Origin of the sequence: Kitasatospora sp. NPDC058162, from assembly GCF_042884005.1 — a bacterium.
Classification (GTDB): Bacteria; Actinomycetota; Actinomycetes; order Streptomycetales; family Streptomycetaceae; genus Kitasatospora.
This window is the reverse complement of record NZ_JBHVUS010000022.1, coordinates 136,591-155,266: the sequence shown is the minus strand read 5'-3', so window position 1 is coordinate 155,266 and position 18,676 is coordinate 136,591. Positions and strand designations below refer to the sequence as shown.

General features: G+C 75.1%; 18 protein-coding genes. 13 read left to right on the top strand and 5 right to left on the bottom strand.

Features of this window, described 5'->3' with window-relative positions; translation table 11 throughout:
• Positions 1 to 124: 124 nt before the first annotated feature.
• Positions 125 to 478 carry a DUF6401 family natural product biosynthesis protein gene (locus ACFVXG_RS31110; RefSeq protein WP_387932164.1) on the bottom strand — a complete coding sequence of 118 codons (354 nt, stop codon included), beginning with the start codon at positions 476 to 478 and terminating at the stop codon, positions 125 to 127.
• Positions 479 to 620: 142 nt separating this feature from the next.
• On the opposite strand from ACFVXG_RS31110, the gene ACFVXG_RS31105 reads away from it, so the two are divergent.
• The 3 genes from ACFVXG_RS31105 to ACFVXG_RS31095 all read left to right on the top strand — a co-directional run bounded on the left by ACFVXG_RS31105 (position 621) and on the right by ACFVXG_RS31095 (position 3,536).
• Positions 621 to 1,547, top strand: a complete 927-nt coding sequence (locus ACFVXG_RS31105) for an LLM class F420-dependent oxidoreductase (RefSeq protein WP_387932162.1) — start codon at positions 621 to 623, stop codon at positions 1,545 to 1,547.
• A 110-nt stretch (positions 1,548 to 1,657) separates the two neighbouring features.
• Positions 1,658 to 2,410 carry an AAA family ATPase gene (locus ACFVXG_RS31100; protein WP_387932160.1) on the top strand — a complete coding sequence of 251 codons (753 nt, stop codon included), beginning with the start codon at positions 1,658 to 1,660 and terminating at the stop codon, positions 2,408 to 2,410.
• Positions 2,411 to 2,531: 121 nt separating this feature from the next.
• Positions 2,532 to 3,536: a zinc metalloprotease gene (locus ACFVXG_RS31095; protein WP_387932158.1), complete on the top strand. Its 1,005-nt coding sequence runs from the start codon at positions 2,532 to 2,534 to the stop codon at positions 3,534 to 3,536.
• Between the two features lies 1 nt (position 3,537).
• Here the strand turns inward: ACFVXG_RS31095 and ACFVXG_RS31090 are convergent, their stop codons facing one another.
• The gene (locus tag ACFVXG_RS31090; protein ID WP_387932156.1) at positions 3,538 to 3,936 is read right to left on the bottom strand and encodes a hypothetical protein; all 399 of its coding nucleotides are present in this window, start codon (positions 3,934 to 3,936) and stop codon (positions 3,538 to 3,540) included.
• Between the two features lie 147 nt (positions 3,937 to 4,083).
• Here ACFVXG_RS31090 and ACFVXG_RS31085 point away from each other — a divergent pair, with 147 nt between their 5' ends.
• Entirely contained in the window at positions 4,084 to 4,536 is a 453-nt protein-coding gene (locus ACFVXG_RS31085; RefSeq protein ID WP_387932155.1) for a universal stress protein, read from the top strand.
• Between the two features lie 69 nt (positions 4,537 to 4,605).
• Positions 4,606 to 5,490: a DNA-formamidopyrimidine glycosylase family protein gene (locus tag ACFVXG_RS31080; protein WP_387932153.1), complete on the top strand. Its 885-nt coding sequence runs from the start codon at positions 4,606 to 4,608 to the stop codon at positions 5,488 to 5,490.
• Here ACFVXG_RS31080 and ACFVXG_RS31075 read toward each other — a convergent pair.
• Positions 5,438 to 6,073: a uridine kinase gene (locus ACFVXG_RS31075; protein WP_387932151.1), complete on the bottom strand. Its 636-nt coding sequence runs from the start codon at positions 6,071 to 6,073 to the stop codon at positions 5,438 to 5,440. The genes ACFVXG_RS31080 and ACFVXG_RS31075 overlap by 53 nt on opposite strands.
• A 69-nt stretch (positions 6,074 to 6,142) precedes the next feature.
• Positions 6,143 to 7,465, bottom strand: a complete 1,323-nt coding sequence (locus ACFVXG_RS31070; RefSeq protein WP_387932149.1) for a PQQ-binding-like beta-propeller repeat protein — start codon at positions 7,463 to 7,465, stop codon at positions 6,143 to 6,145.
• A 298-nt stretch (positions 7,466 to 7,763) separates the two neighbouring features.
• On the opposite strand from ACFVXG_RS31070, the gene ACFVXG_RS31065 reads away from it, so the two are divergent.
• The 8 genes from ACFVXG_RS31065 to ACFVXG_RS31030 all read left to right on the top strand — a co-directional run bounded on the left by ACFVXG_RS31065 (position 7,764) and on the right by ACFVXG_RS31030 (position 18,175).
• Positions 7,764 to 10,343, top strand: a complete 2,580-nt coding sequence (locus tag ACFVXG_RS31065) for a SpoIIE family protein phosphatase (protein ID WP_387932147.1) — start codon at positions 7,764 to 7,766, stop codon at positions 10,341 to 10,343.
• Positions 10,344 to 10,379: 36 nt separating this feature from the next.
• Positions 10,380 to 12,047, top strand: a complete 1,668-nt coding sequence (locus tag ACFVXG_RS31060; protein ID WP_387932145.1) for a sensor histidine kinase — start codon at positions 10,380 to 10,382, stop codon at positions 12,045 to 12,047.
• Between the two features lie 112 nt (positions 12,048 to 12,159).
• A complete protein-coding gene (locus tag ACFVXG_RS31055) occupies positions 12,160 to 12,828 on the top strand; it encodes a response regulator (RefSeq protein WP_387932173.1) in 669 nt (222 codons plus the stop codon).
• Between the two features lie 553 nt (positions 12,829 to 13,381).
• Positions 13,382 to 14,167, top strand: a complete 786-nt coding sequence (locus tag ACFVXG_RS31050; protein ID WP_387932144.1) for a transglycosylase family protein — start codon at positions 13,382 to 13,384, stop codon at positions 14,165 to 14,167.
• 389 nt (positions 14,168 to 14,556) lie between these two features.
• Positions 14,557 to 15,213, top strand: a complete 657-nt coding sequence (locus ACFVXG_RS31045; protein WP_387932142.1) for a class I SAM-dependent methyltransferase — start codon at positions 14,557 to 14,559, stop codon at positions 15,211 to 15,213.
• A 144-nt stretch (positions 15,214 to 15,357) separates the two neighbouring features.
• Positions 15,358 to 16,113, top strand: a complete 756-nt coding sequence (locus tag ACFVXG_RS31040) for an SDR family oxidoreductase (protein WP_387932140.1) — start codon at positions 15,358 to 15,360, stop codon at positions 16,111 to 16,113.
• A gap of 105 nt (positions 16,114 to 16,218) precedes the next feature.
• Positions 16,219 to 16,830, top strand: coding sequence for a TIGR03086 family metal-binding protein (locus ACFVXG_RS31035; RefSeq protein ID WP_387932138.1), 612 nt, complete (start codon positions 16,219 to 16,221; stop codon positions 16,828 to 16,830).
• Positions 16,831 to 16,927: 97 nt separating this feature from the next.
• Positions 16,928 to 18,175 (top strand): alpha/beta hydrolase family protein, encoded by a 1,248-nt coding sequence (locus tag ACFVXG_RS31030; protein WP_387932137.1) that lies wholly within the window; start codon positions 16,928 to 16,930, stop codon positions 18,173 to 18,175.
• Between the two features lie 31 nt (positions 18,176 to 18,206).
• Here ACFVXG_RS31030 and ACFVXG_RS31025 read toward each other — a convergent pair whose 3' ends face one another.
• A complete protein-coding gene (locus ACFVXG_RS31025) occupies positions 18,207 to 18,671 on the bottom strand; it encodes a (2Fe-2S)-binding protein (protein ID WP_387932136.1) in 465 nt (154 codons plus the stop codon).
• Between the last annotated feature and the right edge of the window lie 5 nt (positions 18,672 to 18,676).

The following is an 18,676-nucleotide window of genomic DNA, read 5'->3' as shown; positions in this document are numbered from 1 at the left end:
GACACACATGACGGTGATCTTCGCGGCCGAGACGCCCGCGAAGATCACCCCCAGCAACTCACGCCATGCAGTTGATCAATTACCCAACACTTTCTCAGGGGGCAAGGTCGGCTCAGAGCCAGGCTCAGGCCTCCAGCAGGCCCTGGCCGCGCACCAGCCAGCAGATCGCGGTCAGCCGGGTGACGGCGTAGTCGTAGCCCACCGGCTCCCGCCAGCCGATCTCGGTGAGCGCGTCCAGGAAGCCCAGCGCGTAGTCCGACAGTTCCTCACGGTCCAGGGGCCGGGGCGCGAGCTCCGGCCCCTGGGCGTACAGCAGCTCCCGCAGCATCGCCGCGTGCTGGTCGACGGCCGCGACGAAACCGGGTTCGAAGGCGAACTCGGCCAGCCGGGGCGTGAAGGCGGCCACGATGCCGGGCAGTGGGCAGCCGCCGGGCTCGTCGGGGGAGCGCCGGAAGGATTCGTCGGGGGTCGCGAACATCCGTCCACGGTAGGCGAGTCGTCGGGGAGGCGAGCCGGGACGTGATGGTTCCGTGCTGAGACCTTGGCCACCTTCGGAACGTTCCGTGGCATGGCCGGTTCCCTGCGTTCCCGAACGGGCGGTCCGTACCAGAATGGCCCGCATGGATCTCCGCATCTTCACCGAGCCCCAGCAGGGCGCGAGCTACGACACCCTCCTGAAGGTCGCCCGCACCGCCGAGGAGCTCGGCGTCTTCAGCGCCTTCTTCCGTTCCGACCACTACCTCAAGATGGGCGACGTGGACGGCCTGCCCGGCCCCACCGACGCCTGGATCACCCTGGCCGGCCTCGCCCGCGACACCAGCACCATCCGCCTGGGCACCCTGATGACCGCCGCCACCTTCCGGCTGCCGGGCGTCACCGCGATCCAGGTCGCCCAGGTCGACGCGATGAGCGGCGGCCGGGTCGAGTTCGGCCTCGGCGCCGGTTGGTACGAGGCCGAGCACACCGCGTACGGCATCCCGTTCCCGAAGGAGAAGTTCGGGCGGCTCGAGGAGCAGCTGGAGATCATCACCGGGCTGTGGCGGACCAAGCTCGGCGACACCTTCGACTTCGCCGGGGAGTACTACACCCTGACCGACTCGCCCGCGCTGCCCAAGCCCGCCCAGGAGCGGATCCCGGTGCTGGTCGGCGGCTCCGGTCCGAAGCGCACCCCGGCGCTGACCGCACGCTTCGCCGACGAGTTCAACATGCCGTTCGCCTCGGTCGACGACACCGCCGCCCAGTTCGGCCGGGTCCGGGCTGCCGTCGAGCAGGCCGGCCGCTCGGCCGACGAGCTGGTGTACTCCAACGCCCTGGTGCTCTGCGTCGGCCGGGATGACGCCGAGGTGGCCCGCCGGGCCGCCGTGATCGGCCGCGAGGTGGCGGAGCTCAAGGAGAACGGCCTGGCCGGCACCCCGGACGAGGTCGTGGAGAAGCTCGGCCGGTACGCGGCGGTCGGCAGCGAGCGGGTCTACCTCCAGGTGCTCGACCTGGCCGACCTCGACCACCTGGAGCTGGTCGCCGCCCGGGTCGCCCCGCAGCTGGGCTAGCCTCCTGCCGGAGCCTCCGCACCCACTCTGACCACGGGTCTTTACTCGTTCTTGGTCATACGCCATGCTCGTGGCAGGGAACGCGAGTGGAAGCGGCGGGCGGAGGGCCGGTGACGGGGACACGAATACCGCGGGCGGCGGCGCCACGGGTGCCGCCGCCCCGGGCTGCCGAGGGCCGCCCAGCCGGCAACCGACCGCCCGAGGACCGCCCGGCCGGCAACCGCCCGCCCGAGCAGCGCCCGGCCGGCAACCGCCCGCCCGAGCAGCGCCCGAACGCGGCCCGGACCGTCCGCGCCGGTGTGCACGAGCTGCGCGGCCCCGGCCCGGCCGCGCTGCGCTACCCCGCCGGTGACCTGCTGGTCGTCACCGGTCTGCCCGGCAGCGGCAAGAGCACCCTGATGCGCCGCAGCGTCCACGCCCCGCTGGTCGACTCCCAACTGGTCCGCGAGGAGTACGCGGCCTGGCTGCCCGGCCGTCTCCCGTACGCGCTGTACCGCCCGCTGGCCCGGCTCGCGCACTACCGGCGGCTGCGCCGGGCCGTGCTGGACGGCGGGGAGCTGGCCGTGCACGACTGCGGCACGCTGCCCTTCGTCCGGTTCTGGCTGGTCCGCGCGGCCGCCCGGCAGGGCCGCCGGGTGCACCTGCTGCTGCTCGACGTGGACCCGGAGGAGGCCCGGGCGGGGCAGCGGCGGCGCGGGCGGTGGGTCTCGCGCTACGCCTTCGCCCGGCACCGGGGCGCGGCGGCCCGGCTGCGCGGACTGCTGCTCGGGGCGGGACGGCCGCCGGCCGGCTGTGCGTCGGCCGTGGTACTCGACCGGGGCGCCGCGCGCGCCCTGCGGGAGATCGACTTCTCGGCGTCGTAGTCTCGGGCGGGTCCGCGCCGGGCGCCGGTCGCCGGTGGGCGGGCCCGAGGAGCGGTCGAGTCCCGGTCACCTCCGTCAGCTGCCCGTCACCTCCCCCCTCACCTCCCCGTCAGGAGCGCTGATGCGCCGTACTGCCCGGGTGCGCTCGCGTGCCCCCCGCCTGTTCCCCTGCGCCGCCGCGCTGGTCGCCGCGGCCGGTCTGAGCCAGTTCGCCGCGCCCGCCCCGCACCGCGCGGTGGCGGCCGTCTGCGACGGCACCGCAGTCGCCGGAGTCGGTGCCGATGAGGCCGCCGACGCCGCCGGTACCGATGCCGCCGCCCGGAAGCCGGCCGGCAGCCGGGCGGGCCGGGACCCGAACGCCGTGAGCGCCGACCGGGCCCGGGCGATGCAGGCGGACCTGGACCACCGGCTCGCCGAGCTCGGCCCCGCCCACGTCCAGCTGGCCGCCGCACCGACCACCGTCCCGGTGTACGTCCACGTGATCCACTCCGGGGACGCCGGCCGGCTGGACGGGGGCGTCGTCGCCGCCCAGATCGACCACCTCAACGCGACCTACGGCGGTCAGGGCGAGGGCAACACCCCCACCCAGTTCCACTTCGAGCTGGCCGGCACCGACTGGACCGACAACTCCGGCTGGTACTCCGGCATGACCCCCGGCTCCGCCGCCGAGCGGTCGATGAAGACGACGCTGCGCAAGGGCGACCAGGGCACCCTCAACCTCTACACCGCCCACCTCGGCCAGTCCCTGCTCGGCTGGTCGACCTTCCCCGACGTCTACCGCTCGAACCCGGCCGACGACGGCGTGGTGGTCCTCGACGACTCGCTGCCCGGCGGCCCCGCCACCCACTACAACGAGGGCAACACCGCCACCCACGAGATCGGCCACTGGCTCGGCCTGTTCCACACCTTCCAGGGCGGCTGCCTGCCCCCGGGCGACTACGTGGACGACACCCCGCCCGAGCGCAGCGCCGCCTTCGGCTGCCCCGAGGGCCGGCACACCTGCCCGGGCGGCGGGCTCGACCCGATCCACAACTTCATGGACTACAGCTACGACTCCTGCATGACCCAGTTCACCCCGGGCCAGGTCCAGCGGATGTCCAACTCGTGGGCCGCCTACCGCAGTTGATTCAACAGTCGACGTCGAGGTAGAGCAGCGTCCGGCCGTCGGCGGCACGGAACTCGTACGCGCGGTGGTCCTCGGCCAGGGCCCTGAGCCAGGCGGCCGGACGCTCCTCGGGCGTCAGCAGGACCGGGATCAGGGCGTCGGGGAAGTCCTCGTGCCAGCCGTCCCAGTGGCCCAGCGTCATCTCGTCGGCGCCGGTCGCCAGCCGCTTGGCCAGCCGCCGCTCCAGCGGGCCCCGGGCCAGCCGCCAGTAGCGGCCCTCGGCGTCCAGGAAGCCGCTGGCCGCCACGGGCGTCAGCCGGTACGGGCCGGTGCTCCCGCCGGGGGCGGGCGGCAGGGTGGCGGCGACCTCGGCGACCACCTCGGCGAATCCGCCGGCGCGGCGGCGCGGTTTGCTCGGCATGGGGGCAGTCTCGCGGACGCGCCCATCGGCGGCACCCGAATTGCCTGCGAAGTGCCGTGCGCGGTGTGGCACATGCCGGTCGGGTGCCCGATTTGATCTATGTTCGGATGATTGCTGCCGAGTTGGAGAGACCGAAGGAGCAACCGCATGAGTGCCAACCACCGGATCGTCGTCGGCGTCGACGGCTCGCCCGCCTCCGAGCAGGCGCTGCGCTGGGCGGTCGACTACGCCAAGGCCGTCGGCGGGACGATCAACGCGATCACCGCCTGGGAGTACCCCGCCTTCTACGGCTGGGGCGGGACGGCCGTCCCCACCGGGGAGTCCCTCAACCCCGAGGAGCTGGCCGGCCAGACACTCGCCGAGAGCGTCGCCAAGGTGGTCGGCGAGGACCCGGGCGTGCCGATCAGCGAGAGCGTGATGCCCGGCAACGCGGCCGGCACCCTGCTCCAGGCCGCCAAGGGCGCCGCGCTGCTGGTCGTCGGCAGCCGCGGCCTCGGCGGCTTCTCCGGGGTGCTGCTCGGCTCGGTCAGCCGCCACCTCACCGAGCACGCGCCCTGCCCGGTGGTCGTGGTGCGCGAGGGCCAGGCTGCCGCGGAGTAGGAGCGGAGCAGAAGTAGCCGTCCCGGGGCCGGTGCCGCACCCGGCCGCCGCGCGGACCAGAATGGGGTCATGCCAGAAGGTGACTCCATCTACCGCGTGGCGGCCCAGCTGCACGAGGCCCTCGCCGGGCAGCAGCTGACCAGCGCCGAGCTGCGGGTGCCCGCGCACGCCACCGCCGCGCTCGCCGGACGCCGGGTCCTGGAGGTCCGCCCGCGCGGCAAGCACCTGCTCACCCGCCTCGAAGGCGGACTCACCCTGCACACCCACCTGCGGATGGACGGCCACTGGGAGGTCTACCGCCCCGGCGAGCGCTGGACCGGCGGCCCCGCCTTCCAGATCCGCGCCGTCCTCGGCACCGAGCGGGGCACCGCCGTCGGCTACCGGCTGCCCGTCGTCGAGCTGCTGCGCACCACCGACGAACGGCGGGCCGTCGGCCACCTCGGCCCCGACCTGCTCGGCCCGGACTGGGACCCGGCCGAAGCCGTCCGCCGGCTCCTCGCCCGCCCCACCCGGCCGCTCGTCGAGGCGCTGCTCGACCAGTGCAACCTGGCCGGGATCGGCAACGTCTACGCCAACGAGCTGTGCTTCGTCGCCGGGGTGACCCCGTGGACCGAGGTCGGCGAAGTCCCGCACCCCGACCGGCTGGTGGAACGCGCACAGCAGATGCTGGACGCCAACAAGCTGCGCCCCGGCCACATCACCACCGGCGACACCCGGCCCGGCTACCGGCACTGGGTCTACGGCCGGGCCGGCCGTCCCTGCCCGCGCTGCGTCACCCCGGTGCTGGCCGGGCGCCAGGGCGACGCCCCGCGGGACCGCGCGGTGTTCTGGTGCCCGTACTGCCAGCGCGGCCCGGCCCCGGCCGGGACGAACCCGGGCTCCGCCACGGGGGTCGGCCCCGCTACGTACGCTCGACCAGGGCGGGGTGCCGCGGGTCGTCCACCCGGACGGTGAGGTCGGCGGCCTCGGCCGGACCGGTCTCCGTCTCGTAGCGGGCGAAGGCGGGCAGCGTCCACTGCTGGTCCGCCGGGGTGCGGCGGGCCAGCGCGGCCGGGGTGAGCGCCAGGTGGACGGTCAGTTCGAGCGGCAGCCAGCGGCCGAGCAGCAGCGCGCCGTCCAGCAACAACACTCCGCCGGGCGGGAGTTGGACGTACGGCACGCGGGTCGACCGGTCGGTGGCCGGGTCCCGCAGCGAGGGCAGCACCCGGCCGCTGCCGCCCGGTTCCAGCGGGTCCAGCACCTCGCGCAGCAGGGCGCCGTCGTCCAGCCAGAGGTCGTGGAAGGCGTCCGCGTCGCGGTGGCCGTACTCCAGCCGGATCGAGGCCGGGCGCAGGAAGTCCGTCGCCGACACCCGCAGCGCGGGGCGGCCGCGCAGCCGCAGCGGCTCGACCAGGGCGTCGGCGAGCAGCTCGGGCCGGGCGGGCCCGGCGCCGTCCACGGCGACCCGCAGCCACCGCTCGGCGGCGCCGGGCAGTTCGGTGATCCGGTCGGCGAGCAGCTCGGCCAGCTTGTCGGGGGAGATCGGGCGTACCTGCATCCGGCCATCCTGCCGCTCGGGGCGCTCCCGGCCCAGCGGGTTTCAGCCCAGAGGTTCGGCCCAGCGGTCTCAGCTCAGCGGGAGGGCGTGCAGGACGTCGTCGTGGCCCGCGTAGAGGTGGGTCCCGTCGGCGGCGAGGCTCCAGACGTCCCGGCCGGGGCCGGAGTCGTGGAAGGTCCACCCCAGTTGGCCGGTCGCGGTGTGGACCGCCGTCACCCCGCTCGGCGCCGGACCGGGGACGTACAGCGTGCCGCCGTCGAGCAGCGGGAGGCTGCGGCGGTCCAGCAGGAACGGCAGCTTGCAGGACCACAGCACCGCACCGGTGGTCGTCTCCAGGCAGGTGACGACGCCGTTGTCGCGCGGGACGTACACCCGGGCGGCGTCCGGGAGGGGCGGCAGGGCCCGCCAGGACTCCCCCCGGGCGGGGGAGTGGCTCCAGAGCGGCTTGCCGCCGGCGCCGAGCATGCGCACGCCGCCGTTGCCGTCCGGGACGAGGAAGCTCCCCCCGGCGGGGCTGCACCAGCTGAGGTCCCCGAAGCCGGGGGAGGTCCACAGCTCACGGCCGGTGACGGCGGACCGGACCACCAGCTCGGCCCGGCTGTCGAGCGACCGGACGCAGGCCAGCAGTCTGTCACCGTCCGCGGGGGCGAGGGCGAGCGGCCGCTCCCGGTGATCGCTCGCGACGGACCAGAGCAGGGTCCGGTCGTCCAACTGCACGGCGAAGAGTCGGCTGCTCGGCACGGCACCGTCGGCGCTGGACCAGTTCGTCAGGCAGCCGTAGAGGACGCCGGCGTCCTGGCAGGCGAACTGGATCTGGCCCTGTAGTTCATCGGGCAGCGGCAGGCTCCAGTCGGCGGCCGGGTCGGTGAGGTGGTGGGCGTCCAGATGACCCCGGGAGGCGGCGGTGTACAGGTAATCGCCCCGGAGCACGACCGTCCCGGCGGTCAGCTCCCGGTCGCTCGGCCAGTCCTTGGGCGGTGGCGGGTCGAAGACCAGGAGCCGTCCGGGCTCGCCGGTGCCCGGGTCGAGGACCTGCAGCCCGGCCTTGGAGAGGAACACGGGGCGCTGCGGTGCGGTCAGCAGCCGCTCGGGGGTCATCGGCTGTGCGCCCCGGTACGTCCACAGCGGTGTCGGCCCGGACAGCGCAGTCGGCTGCGGCCTGCTCGGCGTCGGCGACGGTGACGGCCCGCCGCCCGTGCGGCCCAGTGCCCACACCGCCCCGCCGGCCGCCAGCACCCCGGCCCCGATCAGCAGCCCGCGCCGGCTCAGCCGGGGCCCGTCCCCGCCCCGGCCCCCGCCGTCGAGCACGTCCCCGGGCACCTCGGCCGCGCCGTCGGCGTCCCCGTCCCACTGCCACGAGGCCTCCTGCACCGGCCCCTCGGACGACTTCATACAGCCCTCGCTCCCACCCCCGGCGGCCTCGGCGCCACCACCCGCGGGCGAGGATATCGAACAGTCCCCGAACCATCCCAAGCCGAGGCGGTGAGGTGTTCACCGGGCTGGTGAAGGCCGCGGTGCCGTACCCGGTGGCGGTCGACCTCACCGATCTGCCGTAGCGCGTCACCTGCCCGGCGGAGTGGTTCGGTCGGGTGTGCCGGGCGTTCGGGTCCGGGTGGGTGGGGCCGGTGGGTCGGGTGGGGGAGGCGGGGTTCGCCTTGACAGGGTTCCGGGCCGGACGTAGCAAGGGAGCATGCGCGATCCGCAGGCGACCGGCGGGGACGCCGAGCCGGTCCGCGGGGCGGGCCCGGAGGCGGTGCACGCGCGGGACGAGCTGTTGGCGGAGGCCGTCCGGGGGGTGCTGGGGTCGACCCGGGCGTACGGGGCGATGGTGTACCTGCGTTCGCGGGACGGGCGGTCGCTGGTGCTGCGGACCCTCGTCGGGGTGCCGCTGTCGATCATGAGTCCGTTCCGCCGGGTCGCGGCCGCCGGGCCGCTGCCGGTCGCGGTCTGCTTCCGGACCGGGCGCACCGTGGCGCTGTCCGACTCCGAGGACACCATGCGGCGCTTCCCCCAGCTCGCCGTCGGCCTGCCGTACGACTTCGTCTCCGCCTGCGTGCCGGTGGGGCACGGCGGGGAGCGGTTCGGGGTGCTCAGCGTGCTGTGGCCGGCCTCGGACGACGGGGTGCCGGCCGAGGAGGGCGGGCGGCTGGACGCGGTCGCCTCCCGGTTGGGCGCCGGGCTGGCCGGGCTGGTGGCGGCCGGGGAGTCGGTGGAGCCGGCCGGGGACGCGGCGGTGGTGGAGCTGTCGCCGCCGTCCGTGCCGACCACCCGGGTCGGGCTGTTCGACTGGGACGTGGCCACCGGCGCGCTCGCCGCGGACACCCAGTTCCGGGCGATCTTCGGCTTCGCGCCCGGCGAGTTCGACGGCACGGTGCGCTGCCTGACCGGCCGGATCGCCCCCGGCGACGTGCCCGAGTTCCGGGCCGCCGCCCGTACCGCCCTGGAGCACGGCGAGGTGCTGGCGGCCCGGGTGCGGGTGCTCGGGCCGGGCGGCCGCCCGTACCCGGTGGAGCTGTGGGCCCGGGTGCCCGGGGCGATCTCCGACGGCCGTACCCACCTGGTCGGCGCCGTGCTGGACGTCCGCTCCCTCACCGCCGCCGCGGCCGCCGTGCAACGGCTGCACGAGGGCTTGATCTCGCTCGACCCGGACGGCCTGATCAGCTACGTCAACCGGGCCGCCGAGCCGCTGCTGGGGGCCGGCGCCGAGGAGCTGGTCGGCCACCACCCCTGGGAGGTGCTGCCCTGGCTGGCCGACCCCTTCTACGAGAACCGCTACCGCGCCGCCCTGCTCTCCCAGCAGCCCACCGCCTTCCTGGCCGCCCGCCCGCCGGACGGCTGGCTCGCCTTCTCGCTCTACCCCGACCCGCACGGCGTCACCGGCCGGGTGGTCGCCGCCGAGGCGCCGCCGGGCGCGGCCGAGCCGCCCGCCGCCCTGCTGCCGCCCCGGGCCTCGCTCGGCACGGGGGCGGGCGGGGTCGGCGGCACCCACCACCTGCTCCAGCTGGCCAGCGCGCTCACCGAGGCGGTCACCGTGCGGGACGTGTGCCGGGCGGTGGCCGACGAGATCCTCCCGGCCTTCGGCGGCCAGGAGCTCGCCATCTACGGGGTGCGCGAGCAGCGGCTGCACCTGGTCTCGCAGAGCGGCTACCCCGACGGCTTCCTGGACGGCTTCGAGGGCACCCCGCTGGACGCCCTCGTGCCCGGCGCGGAGACGCTCAGCACCGGTACCCCGATCTTCTTCGAGTCGGTGCGCGAACTCGCCGCCGCCTACCCGGGGTTGGCCCTGGACGAGATGGGTGCCTGGGCCTTCCTGCCGCTGATCGCCTCCGGCCGGCCCGTCGGCAGCTGCATCCTGGGCTTCGACCGGGCGCACCCCTTCACCGTCGAGGAGCGCGGCCTGCTCACCGGCCTCGGCGGCTTCATCGCCCAGGCCCTGGAGCGGGCGCGGCTGTACGACGCCGAGTTCGCGCTGGCCCGCGGCCTCCAGCAGGGGCTGCTGCCGCACCGGCTCCCGCAGGTGCCCGGCATCCGGACCGCCGCCCGCTACCTGCCCGGCACCCAGGGCATGGAGATCGGCGGCGACTGGTACGACGCGATCGTCACCGGCGACGACCTCACCCTGGTGATCGGCGACGTCGAGGGCCACAGCGTCGGCGCCGCCGCCGCGATGGGCCAACTCCGCAGCGCGGTAAGGGCGTTCGCCAGCCTCGGCGAGCCGCCCGACCAGGTGCTCGCCCGCACCAACCGGCTGCTGCTGGACCTCGACCCGGGGCTGCTCGCCAGCTGCTGCCTGGTCCGCCTCACCCCCGCCGACGGCACCGTGCGGATCGGCCGGGCCGGGCACCTGCCGCCGGTGCTGCGCCACCCGGACGGACGGGCCGAGGCGCTGTACGTCCCGGGCGGGCCGCTGCTGGGCGTGGACGAGCGGGCGGCGTACCCGGTCAGCGAGCTGCGGCTGCGCCCCGGCTCGCTGCTCGCCCTCTACACCGACGGGCTGGTGGAGGACCCGGCACTGGCGATCGACCAGGGGGTGGACCGGCTGCGGGCGGCGCTGGCGCACGGCCGGGCGGGGGAGGAGCTGGAGGAGCTGGCCGAGCGGCTGCTGCGCGAGGTCGGCTCGACCGGGCGGGTGGACGACGTGGCGCTGCTGCTCACGGCCTTCGGGGCGGACGGTGACTACGGCGCGGGTGGTGACTACGGCGCGCGCAGTGCGACGGCCGGCGGCTCCGGAGCGGCGACTTTCGTCGGCCCGGGCGGCGACGAAGGGTGACCGCGGGCGGGGTGGCCGCCCGGTTAGCCTCGACGGGTGGAAGCAATCGCACGGGCCTGGTCGAAGGCGGTACGGACGGCGCTCCCCGGGCCCTGGCGGCCCCGGCGGGTGGTGGGCGAGGCCGTGGCGGCCCTGTTGATGGGCGTGGCGGCGGGCCTGCTGGAGGTCGTCGCCGCCACGGACCTGGCGGTGCCCTTCGGGCTGGCCGTCGCCGCGCTGTGGCTGCTGCGGCGGGGGTTCCCGGCGACCGTGCTGGTGCTGACCGGCGTGATCGCGGGCTGGTCGCTCGGGCCGATAGTGCTGCTGGTGTGCGCGGGCTGGGCGGCCGGGGCGCGGATCAGCCGGGTGTGGCGGCTGGTCGGCGCCTTCGTGCTGAGCTACCTGATGTTCTCCACGTTCGGGATGCTCAAGGACGGCGCCGCGGGCTCCTCCAAGCTGATCATCGGACTGTCGCTGGGCGTCTTCCTGGTCTTCGCCGTCCTGCCCGCCCTCTACAGCCGCTACCGGGCGCAGCGCCGCGCCCTGCTGGACGCGCTGCGCGAGCGCAACGACCAGCTGGTGCGCGAGCGGGCCATGGTGGTGCACCAGGCCCGGCTGCGGGAGCGGCACCGGATCGCCCAGGACATGCACGACAGCCTGGGCCACCAGCTGGCCCTGATCTCCGTGCACTCGGGCGCCCTGGAGGTGGACCGCACCCTCAGCGACCGGCAGCGGGAGGCGGTCGGGGTGCTGCGGCAGGCGGCGGTCGCCGCGATGCGCGAGCTGCGCGAGGTGGTCGGGGTGCTGCACGACGAGTCGACGGCGGTGCCGCCCGCCGCCGGAGCGTCCGGGCCGGCGCCGTCCCGTGGCGGGGTGGACGGGGTCGAGGGGCTGGTGGAGTCCTCCCGGGCGGCCGGTGCACTGGTGGAGTTCCGCGCCGAGGGCGAGCGGCGGCCGCTCGCGGCGGTGGTCGACCAGGCGGCGTACCGGATCGTGCAGGAGGCGCTCACCAACGCGCACAAGCACGCCCCCGGCGCGCCGATCGCGGTCGCGCTCCGGTACGAGCCGGACGCCCTGGTCGTGGAGGTCACCAACCCGCGCGCGCCGGAGCTCGTCGGCGCACGCACCGGCGCGGGGAGCGTGGTGAGCGGCGGGCAGGGGCTGACCGGCTTGCGGGAGCGCGCCCGGTTGGTCGGCGGGATGGTGCACGCCGGGCCGACGCCCGAGCAGGGCTTCCGGCTGGCGGCCGTGCTCCCGTACGCCGGGGCGGAGGCCGAAGGCGCCGCGGCTCTGGCGGCCGAGGAGGACTGGGTGACCGGCGGGCTGCCGCCGGTCGAGGGGGCGGACGACGGGCGGCGCCGCCCGGTGCTCGGCTGCGCGGCCGGGGTGGGCGCGGTGACGCTGATCGTGGCGGGCCTGGTGGCCTGGGGCGTGGTGGCCTTCGTCCGGGGTGCCAGCGACTCGACGGTGCGGCAGTCGGTCTACGACCAGGTCCGGGTCGGCGAGTCCAGGGCCGAGGTGCTGCGGCAGCTGCCGCCCGGCAACGACTTCTTCACCTCCGACTTCCAGGGGGACGGCCCGCCCAAGCCGGAGGGCTCGCACTGCCGCTGGTACTCGCTGGCGAAGGGCGAGCCGGGCGACTCCTGGTCGGAGAACCACGTGGCGCGGTTCTGCTTCGACGGCGGGGTGCTGGTGGAGAAGGTGGAGTACGTCACCAAGGGCTGACGCCGGCCTCACCTCCGGGTGCCGCAACGGTGGGCCCCGGACGGGAGGCCGGGGTGCCCGGGGTGTGAGGATGGGGCTCCACCCGCATCACCGTTCGAGGGGAATGACCAGCGTGATCCGAGTCCTCGTCGCCGACGACGAGCCGCTCATCCGGGCCGGGATCAGGATGATCCTGGGGTCGGCCGAGGACATCGAGGTGGTCGCGGAGGCCGCCGACGGCCGGGAGGCGCTGGAGCTGGCCCGGGCGCACCGGGTGGACGTCGTCCTGCTGGACATCCAGATGCCGGTGATGGACGGACTGACGGCGCTCGGGGAGCTCGGCAGGGTCGCGCCCGGCGCGCGGGCGATCATCCTCACCACCTTCGGGGAGCGCGAGAACGTCCTGCGCGCCGTGACCGAGGGCGGCGCCGGGTTCCTGCTCAAGGACACCGCGCCGAACGAGCTGATCCAGGCCGTCCGCGCGGCGGCCGGCGGGAACGCCTTCCTCTCCCCGGCCGCCACCCGGCACATCGTGGACTCGCTGGCCGCCGGGCGCAGCGGCTCGGCGGCCGCCCGCGCCGCGGCGGCGCGGCGCCGGCTGGAGGTGCTCACCGGGCGCGAGCTGGAGGTGCTGGCGCTGCTCGGGGAGGGCCTGTCCAACGCGGACGCGGGGGCCCGGATCCACATGAGCGAGGCGACGGTGAAGACGTACGTCAGCCGGATCCTGGCCAAGCTGGGCTGCGAGAACCGGGTCCAGGCGGCGCTGCTGGCGCGGGACGCGGACCTCGACGGCCGTAGCTGAGCGTCGTTGCGTGCTCGCAGAGCGTGTGTTCGGTGACGGATGCCACTCAATCGGTGGTCCGAACGGGGAACTCCGGATGGCGTGGTGACGGTCCGTCATGAACTGCTGACGGACCGTCGATGGTGTGCGGGAGTTCACGAATGGACAGATGTGAGCGCGGGCACGGAAATTGATCGTTCGATCTTTAAAATGCGGTCAAACCTGGTCGAACCGGGCGCCGTTTCTTGATCGATACCGCCGGTAACAGTCAACTGACCTGCGAAGACCAAGAATTGCTTGCTGCGCCCCGGACATGCCCCTAGCTTTCTTGGCGGCGCAACGAGCGCCACCCGGGTTCACCCCGAGGCACGGCCCGCCGACTGACCCCCGGCGCGAGGGCGGTGCCGCTGACGAGACCGGCTCCAACAGGCCGTCGGCGAGCGGAGGTGGCCGGGGCGGCACGGCACGTCCGACACGTGGCCGGCCGCCCGACGAGTGAGGTGAGCGCAACCGACCGGCCCGTGTCCCGGGCCTGGTTCCGCCTGCCCGCCCGGGGCTTGCCGAGAGGACATTCATGACTTCCCGTCACGAGACCGCCGCTGCCACCGAGACCACCACCCCCAGCAAGCGCAACCGCCTGCGGATGGCGGTCGTCGCAGGCGCCGCCGTCGCGGCCCTGCCGGTGGCCGGCCTCGTCACGGCCACCTCGGCCTCCGCCGCACCCTCCTCGGCCTGGGACGCCGTCGCCCAGTGCGAGAGCGGCGGGAACTGGAGCATCAGCACCGGCAACGGCTTCCACGGCGGACTGCAGTTCACCCCCTCCACCTGGGCCGCGTACGGCGGAACCGCGTACGCCCCCCGGGCCGACCAGGCGACCAGGGCGCAGCAGATCGCCGTCGCCGAGAAGGTGCTCGCCTCGCAGGGACCGGGCGCCTGGCCGGTCTGCTCCAAGAAGGCGGGCCTGAGCAAGGGCGGCGCCCCGGCCGCCGTCGACACCTCGGCGGGCTCGGGCTCCGCGGACTCCGCCGCGGCTCCCGCCAAGCCGGCCAAGCGGTCCGCGAAGGCGCCCAAGGCCGCCCGGCCGGCCGCTCCGAAGGCGGCCCCCAAGGCCGCCGCCCCGAAGGCGAAGCCGTACGCTCCGGAGGCCCCGCAGGGCCGTCCGTCGGCCAAGCCGGTCCAGTCCGCCCCCGCGGCGGAGCGGAACACCTCCGGCGGCGACTACACCGTCCGCAGCGGTGACACGCTGAGTGACATCGCCGCCAAGTTCGGCGTCGACACCGTCAGCCTGTACAGCAAGAACGTCCGCACCATCGGCGCCGACCCGGACCTGATCTTCCCCGGGCAGACGCTGACCGTCTGACGCTCCCAGCACGCTCCACTGCTCTCCGGCGTGATCCGGCGGCCACCCCTGTGCGGGGTGGCCGCTCGGCGCGTTCGGCGTCCCAGTGCATGCGGGTCGCTGGACTTTCCGCGCCGGTAGGGTCGTCTGATGGTCCGACTGATCAGCGACAGTGAGCTCACCGCCTCCTCCGTGGTGGCCAACAGCACCATGAACCGCGAGCGCGGTCCTAGGGTCCGTCTTCGGACTCCCGCCTGCGGGGCGACGCCGGGGCACGCACCTCGCCGCGTTGTCGTCGGTCGCCAATGCTCCGCAGTGGCTCCCTCCTCCGCCTTGCGATGCACGCACCCCAACGCCGCCCCGCCCGCCCTCCGGGCGGACGACGGGAGTCCGAAGACGGACCCTGCGGCGTGAACAGCTACACCCGTGAGCTGGGCTTCGACCCCGCGGCCTGGCTGCGGGAGCACGGCGGTGCCGCGCCCGGCTGGCTGGACCTGTGCAGCGGGGAGGGGCGGGCGCTGGTCGAGGCGGCCCGGGTGCTGCCCGCCGGCGCCGAGCTGACCGGGGTGGACCTGGTGGGGCCGCTGGTCCCGCCGCCCGGTACGGCGGGCCGGGGCGACGGGCGGGCGGAGGTCAGGCTGGTGACGGCGGCGCTCGCCGACTGGGCGCCCGAGCGGTCGTACCAGCTGATCACCTGTGTGCACGGCCTGCACTACCTCGGCGACCAGCTCGGCGCGATCGCCCGCGCCGCCTCCTGGTTGGCCCCGGACGGCCGCTTCGCCGCCCACTTCGACCCGGAGTCGGTGCGCCGCCCCGACGGCTCCGGCGCGGCCCGTGCGGTGCTGGCCGCGCTGCGGGCGGCCGGGTTCGCGTACCGCTCGCGCCGGTACCTGCTGCTCCTGGACGGCGGGCGGCCGGTCACGCTGCCCTTCGGCTACGCGGGCGCCGACCCGTCGGCCGGGCCGAACTGGACCGGGCAGCCGGCGATCGGGTCGTACTACCACCCGGCGGTCGGAGGAACCGGCGGTCGCACCACCGGGGCGCGCGGAGGTGTGGCGGAGTTGTAGTTGAAGATTGAACGCAACGTCCGAATACCGCCGGAGACGGCAAGGATTCCGGACCAGGATCGACATCACACACCGAGAGCGGAACGCCGGCCGACATACGGCCGGGACGCGATCGGAACACGGTGCACGAGGAGATCCGAAGACATGACGATGAACGGTGCGGCGGCGCTCGACGGCAAGGTGGCCCTGGTGACCGGCGGCAGCCGGGGGATCGGGACCGCGGTCGCGCTGCGGCTGGCCGAGGACGGCGCCCACGTGGCGCTGACCTACCAGGGCTCGGCCGAGCGGGCCGAGGAGGTGGTGGCCAAGATCACCGCGATGGGGCGCACCGGCTGGGCCGTGCGCGCCGACAGCGCCGACCCGGCGGCGGTGCGCGGCGCGGTGGCCGCGGTCGCCGAGCGGTTCGGGCGGCTGGACATCCTGGTGAACAACGCCGGCGTGGGCGCCGGCGGGCCGATCGAGCAGGTCGCGATCGAGGAGCTCGACCGGGTGCTGGAGGTGAACGTCCGGGCGCCGTACCTGTACGCCCAGGCGGCCGTCGAGCACCTGACCGAGGGCGGGCGGATCGTCAGCGTCGGCAGCTGCATCGCCCAGCGCGTGGCCTTCACCGGCGCCGCGCTCTACGCGACCAGCAAGACCGCGCTGATCGGCCTGACCAAGGCGCTGGCCAGGGAGCTCGGCCCGCGTGGGATCACCGTCAACCTGGTCCACCCGGGCCCGATCGACACCGACATGAACCCGGCCGACGGCGAGTCCGCCGACTTCCAGCGGAGCTTCGTCGCCCTCGGCCGGTACGGCGCGGTGGCGGAGGTCGCGGGCGCCGTCTCCTACCTGGTGGGCGAGGACGCCCGCTACGTCACCGGCGCGGAGCTGTCGGTGGACGGCGGTTTCGCCGCCTGACCTCCCGTTCGGCGGGGGTGACGGTGTCGTGCCGGGCGGTCGTCGGCGAGCGCGCTTACGATCGCCCGGCACGACCCGTGCGCCCCCCGGACCGAGAGGTGTGCCATGACCGCGGTGGACGACCCGGCCGACCCGGCCGACCCGATCGATCTGCTCGCCCGGGCCCTCGCCCAGACCGCCGGACTGATCGACGGCACCGGCGTCGAACTGGCCGGCCACCCGACTCCCTGCCGCTCCTGGGATGTCGGCGACCTGATCAGCCACCTCCTGTACGACCTGCGGCAGTTCACCCTCCGCGCCGAAGGCGGACAGCCGGACTGGACCCAGCCCTTCGAGCGGGTCGAGGAAGACTGGCTGCACGCCTTCGAGGCCGGGGCCGAGCGGCTCGTCGAAGCCTGGCGCGCCGCCGGCGACCTCACCGGCACGGTCGAGCTCCCCGGCGGCGGCACCCTCCCGGCCCGCTTCCCGGTCGACCAGCAGACCACCGAATTCGCCGTCCACGCCTGGGACTTGGCCCACGCCACCGGCCAGTCCACGGCCGGCCTCGACCACGAGGTCGCGCACGCGGCGCTCGACTGGGCGCACGGCGCGCTCAAACCCGAGTACCGGGGCGAGGAGGCCGAGCACCACGCCTTCGGCCCCGAAGTCCCCGCCCCGGCGGACGCCCCGGCGTACGACCGGCTCGCCGCCTTCTTCGGCCGCGACCCGCGCGCCTAGCCACTCCGGCCGCGACCCGCACGCCTAGCGGCCCGAACTCGCCCTCCTGTTAAGGTCCTTGACCATGGGGGAGAATCAGGCACAGGTACGAGAGACAGTGCGCGCGTTCGCCGCGCTGCTGCGGGCCGAGGCCTTCGCCGACGCCGTCGAACTGTTCGCGCCGCCGCTGCGGGCCGGCCTTCCCGCCGAGGTGCTCCGGCTTGCCTGGGCGACCGAGACCGACGGGCGGGGCGGGGTGACCGCGATCGGCGAGCCGGTCGTGCAGCCGGTCGTGCAGCCGGGCGACGAACCGGTACGGGTGCACCTCCCGGTGAGCTGCGCGGACGGCGGCTTCACCCTGGTCACCTCGGTCGGCGCCGACGGCCTGCTGTACGGGCTGCGGCTCGACCCGGGCGAGGGCACGACGTGGCAGCCGCCCGGGTACGCGGACCCGGACCGGTTCACCGAGACCGACGTCCTGCTCGGCAGCGGACCGCTCGCCGTCCCCGGCACCCTCACCCTGCCCGTCGGGCCGGGTCCGTGGCCCGCGGTGGTGCTGCTCAGCGGCGGCGGGGCCTTCGACCGGGACGAGAGCGGCGGCCCCAACAAGCCGCTCAAGGACCTCGCCTGGGGACTCGCCACCCGGCGGACCGCCGTGCTGCGCTTCGACAAGCCGACCTTCGCCCACCCGGACCGGCTGCCCGCCGACTTCACCATGGCCGACGAGTACCTGCCGCCCGCGCTCGCCGCCCTCGACCTGCTCCGGGCCCGGCCGGAGATCGACCCCGGCCGCGTCCACCTGCTCGGCCACAGCATGGGCGGCAAGGTGGCGCCGCGGATCGCCGCGGCCGCCCGACCGCCCGTCGCGGGGCTGGTGCTGCTGGCCGCGGACGCCCAGCCGATGCACCTCGCGGCCGTCCGGGTCGCCCGTCACCTCGCGGCGCTGATGCCCGGACCGCAGACGGAACAGCTGGTGGAGACGCTGGTCCGGCAGGCCGCGACGGTGGACGGCCCCGGGCTGACCCCGGACACCCCGGCGGAGTCCCTGCCGTTCGGGCTCTCCGCCGCGTACTGGCTGGACCTGCGCGGCTACGACCAGGTCGGCACCGCCGCCGGGCTGCGGCCGCTGCCCATGCTGCTCCTCCAGGGCGGCCGGGACTACCAGGTGACGGTCGAGGACGACCTGGCGCGCTGGCGGCAGGCGCTCGGCGACCGCCCCGAGGTGAGCATCCGGATCCACCCGGAGGCCAACCACCTCTTCCTCCCCGGCACCGGCCCCGCCACCCCGGCCGAGTACGCCCGGCCGGGCCATGTGGCGGCGGCGGTGGTGGAGGACATCGCGGACTGGCTGGCCGGGCGTCGGTAGGCAGCAGGTTCGAGCGCGCCCCGCGCCGGTGTCAGTGGGCCTGCTGGGCGGCGGCCGCGCGCTTGATGGCCTCGCGGATGCGGGGGTAGCTGCCGCAGCGGCAGATGTTCTGGATCTGGTCGATGTCGGCGTCGGTCGGGTTGGGGGTGCTGCGCAGCAGGGCGACGGCCGTCATGATCTGGCCCGGCTGGCAGAAGCCGCACTGGGCGACGTCGCAGTCGATCCAGGCCTCCTGCACCGGGTGGAGGGTGTCGCCGTCGGCGAGGCCCTCGATGGTGGTGACGGTGTGGCCCTCGCAGTCCTTGACCGAGCGGGTGCAGGGCTGGAACTCCCGGCCGTCCAGGTGGCTGGTGCAGGCGCGGCAGACGCCCACCCCGCAGCCGTACTTGGGGCCGGTGACGCCGAGCTTGTCGCGCAGGACCCAGAGCAGCGGCATGTCGTCCGGGGCGTCGACGCTGACGGGCTGCCCGTTGAGGACGAAGGTGTGGGTGGGCATGGGGA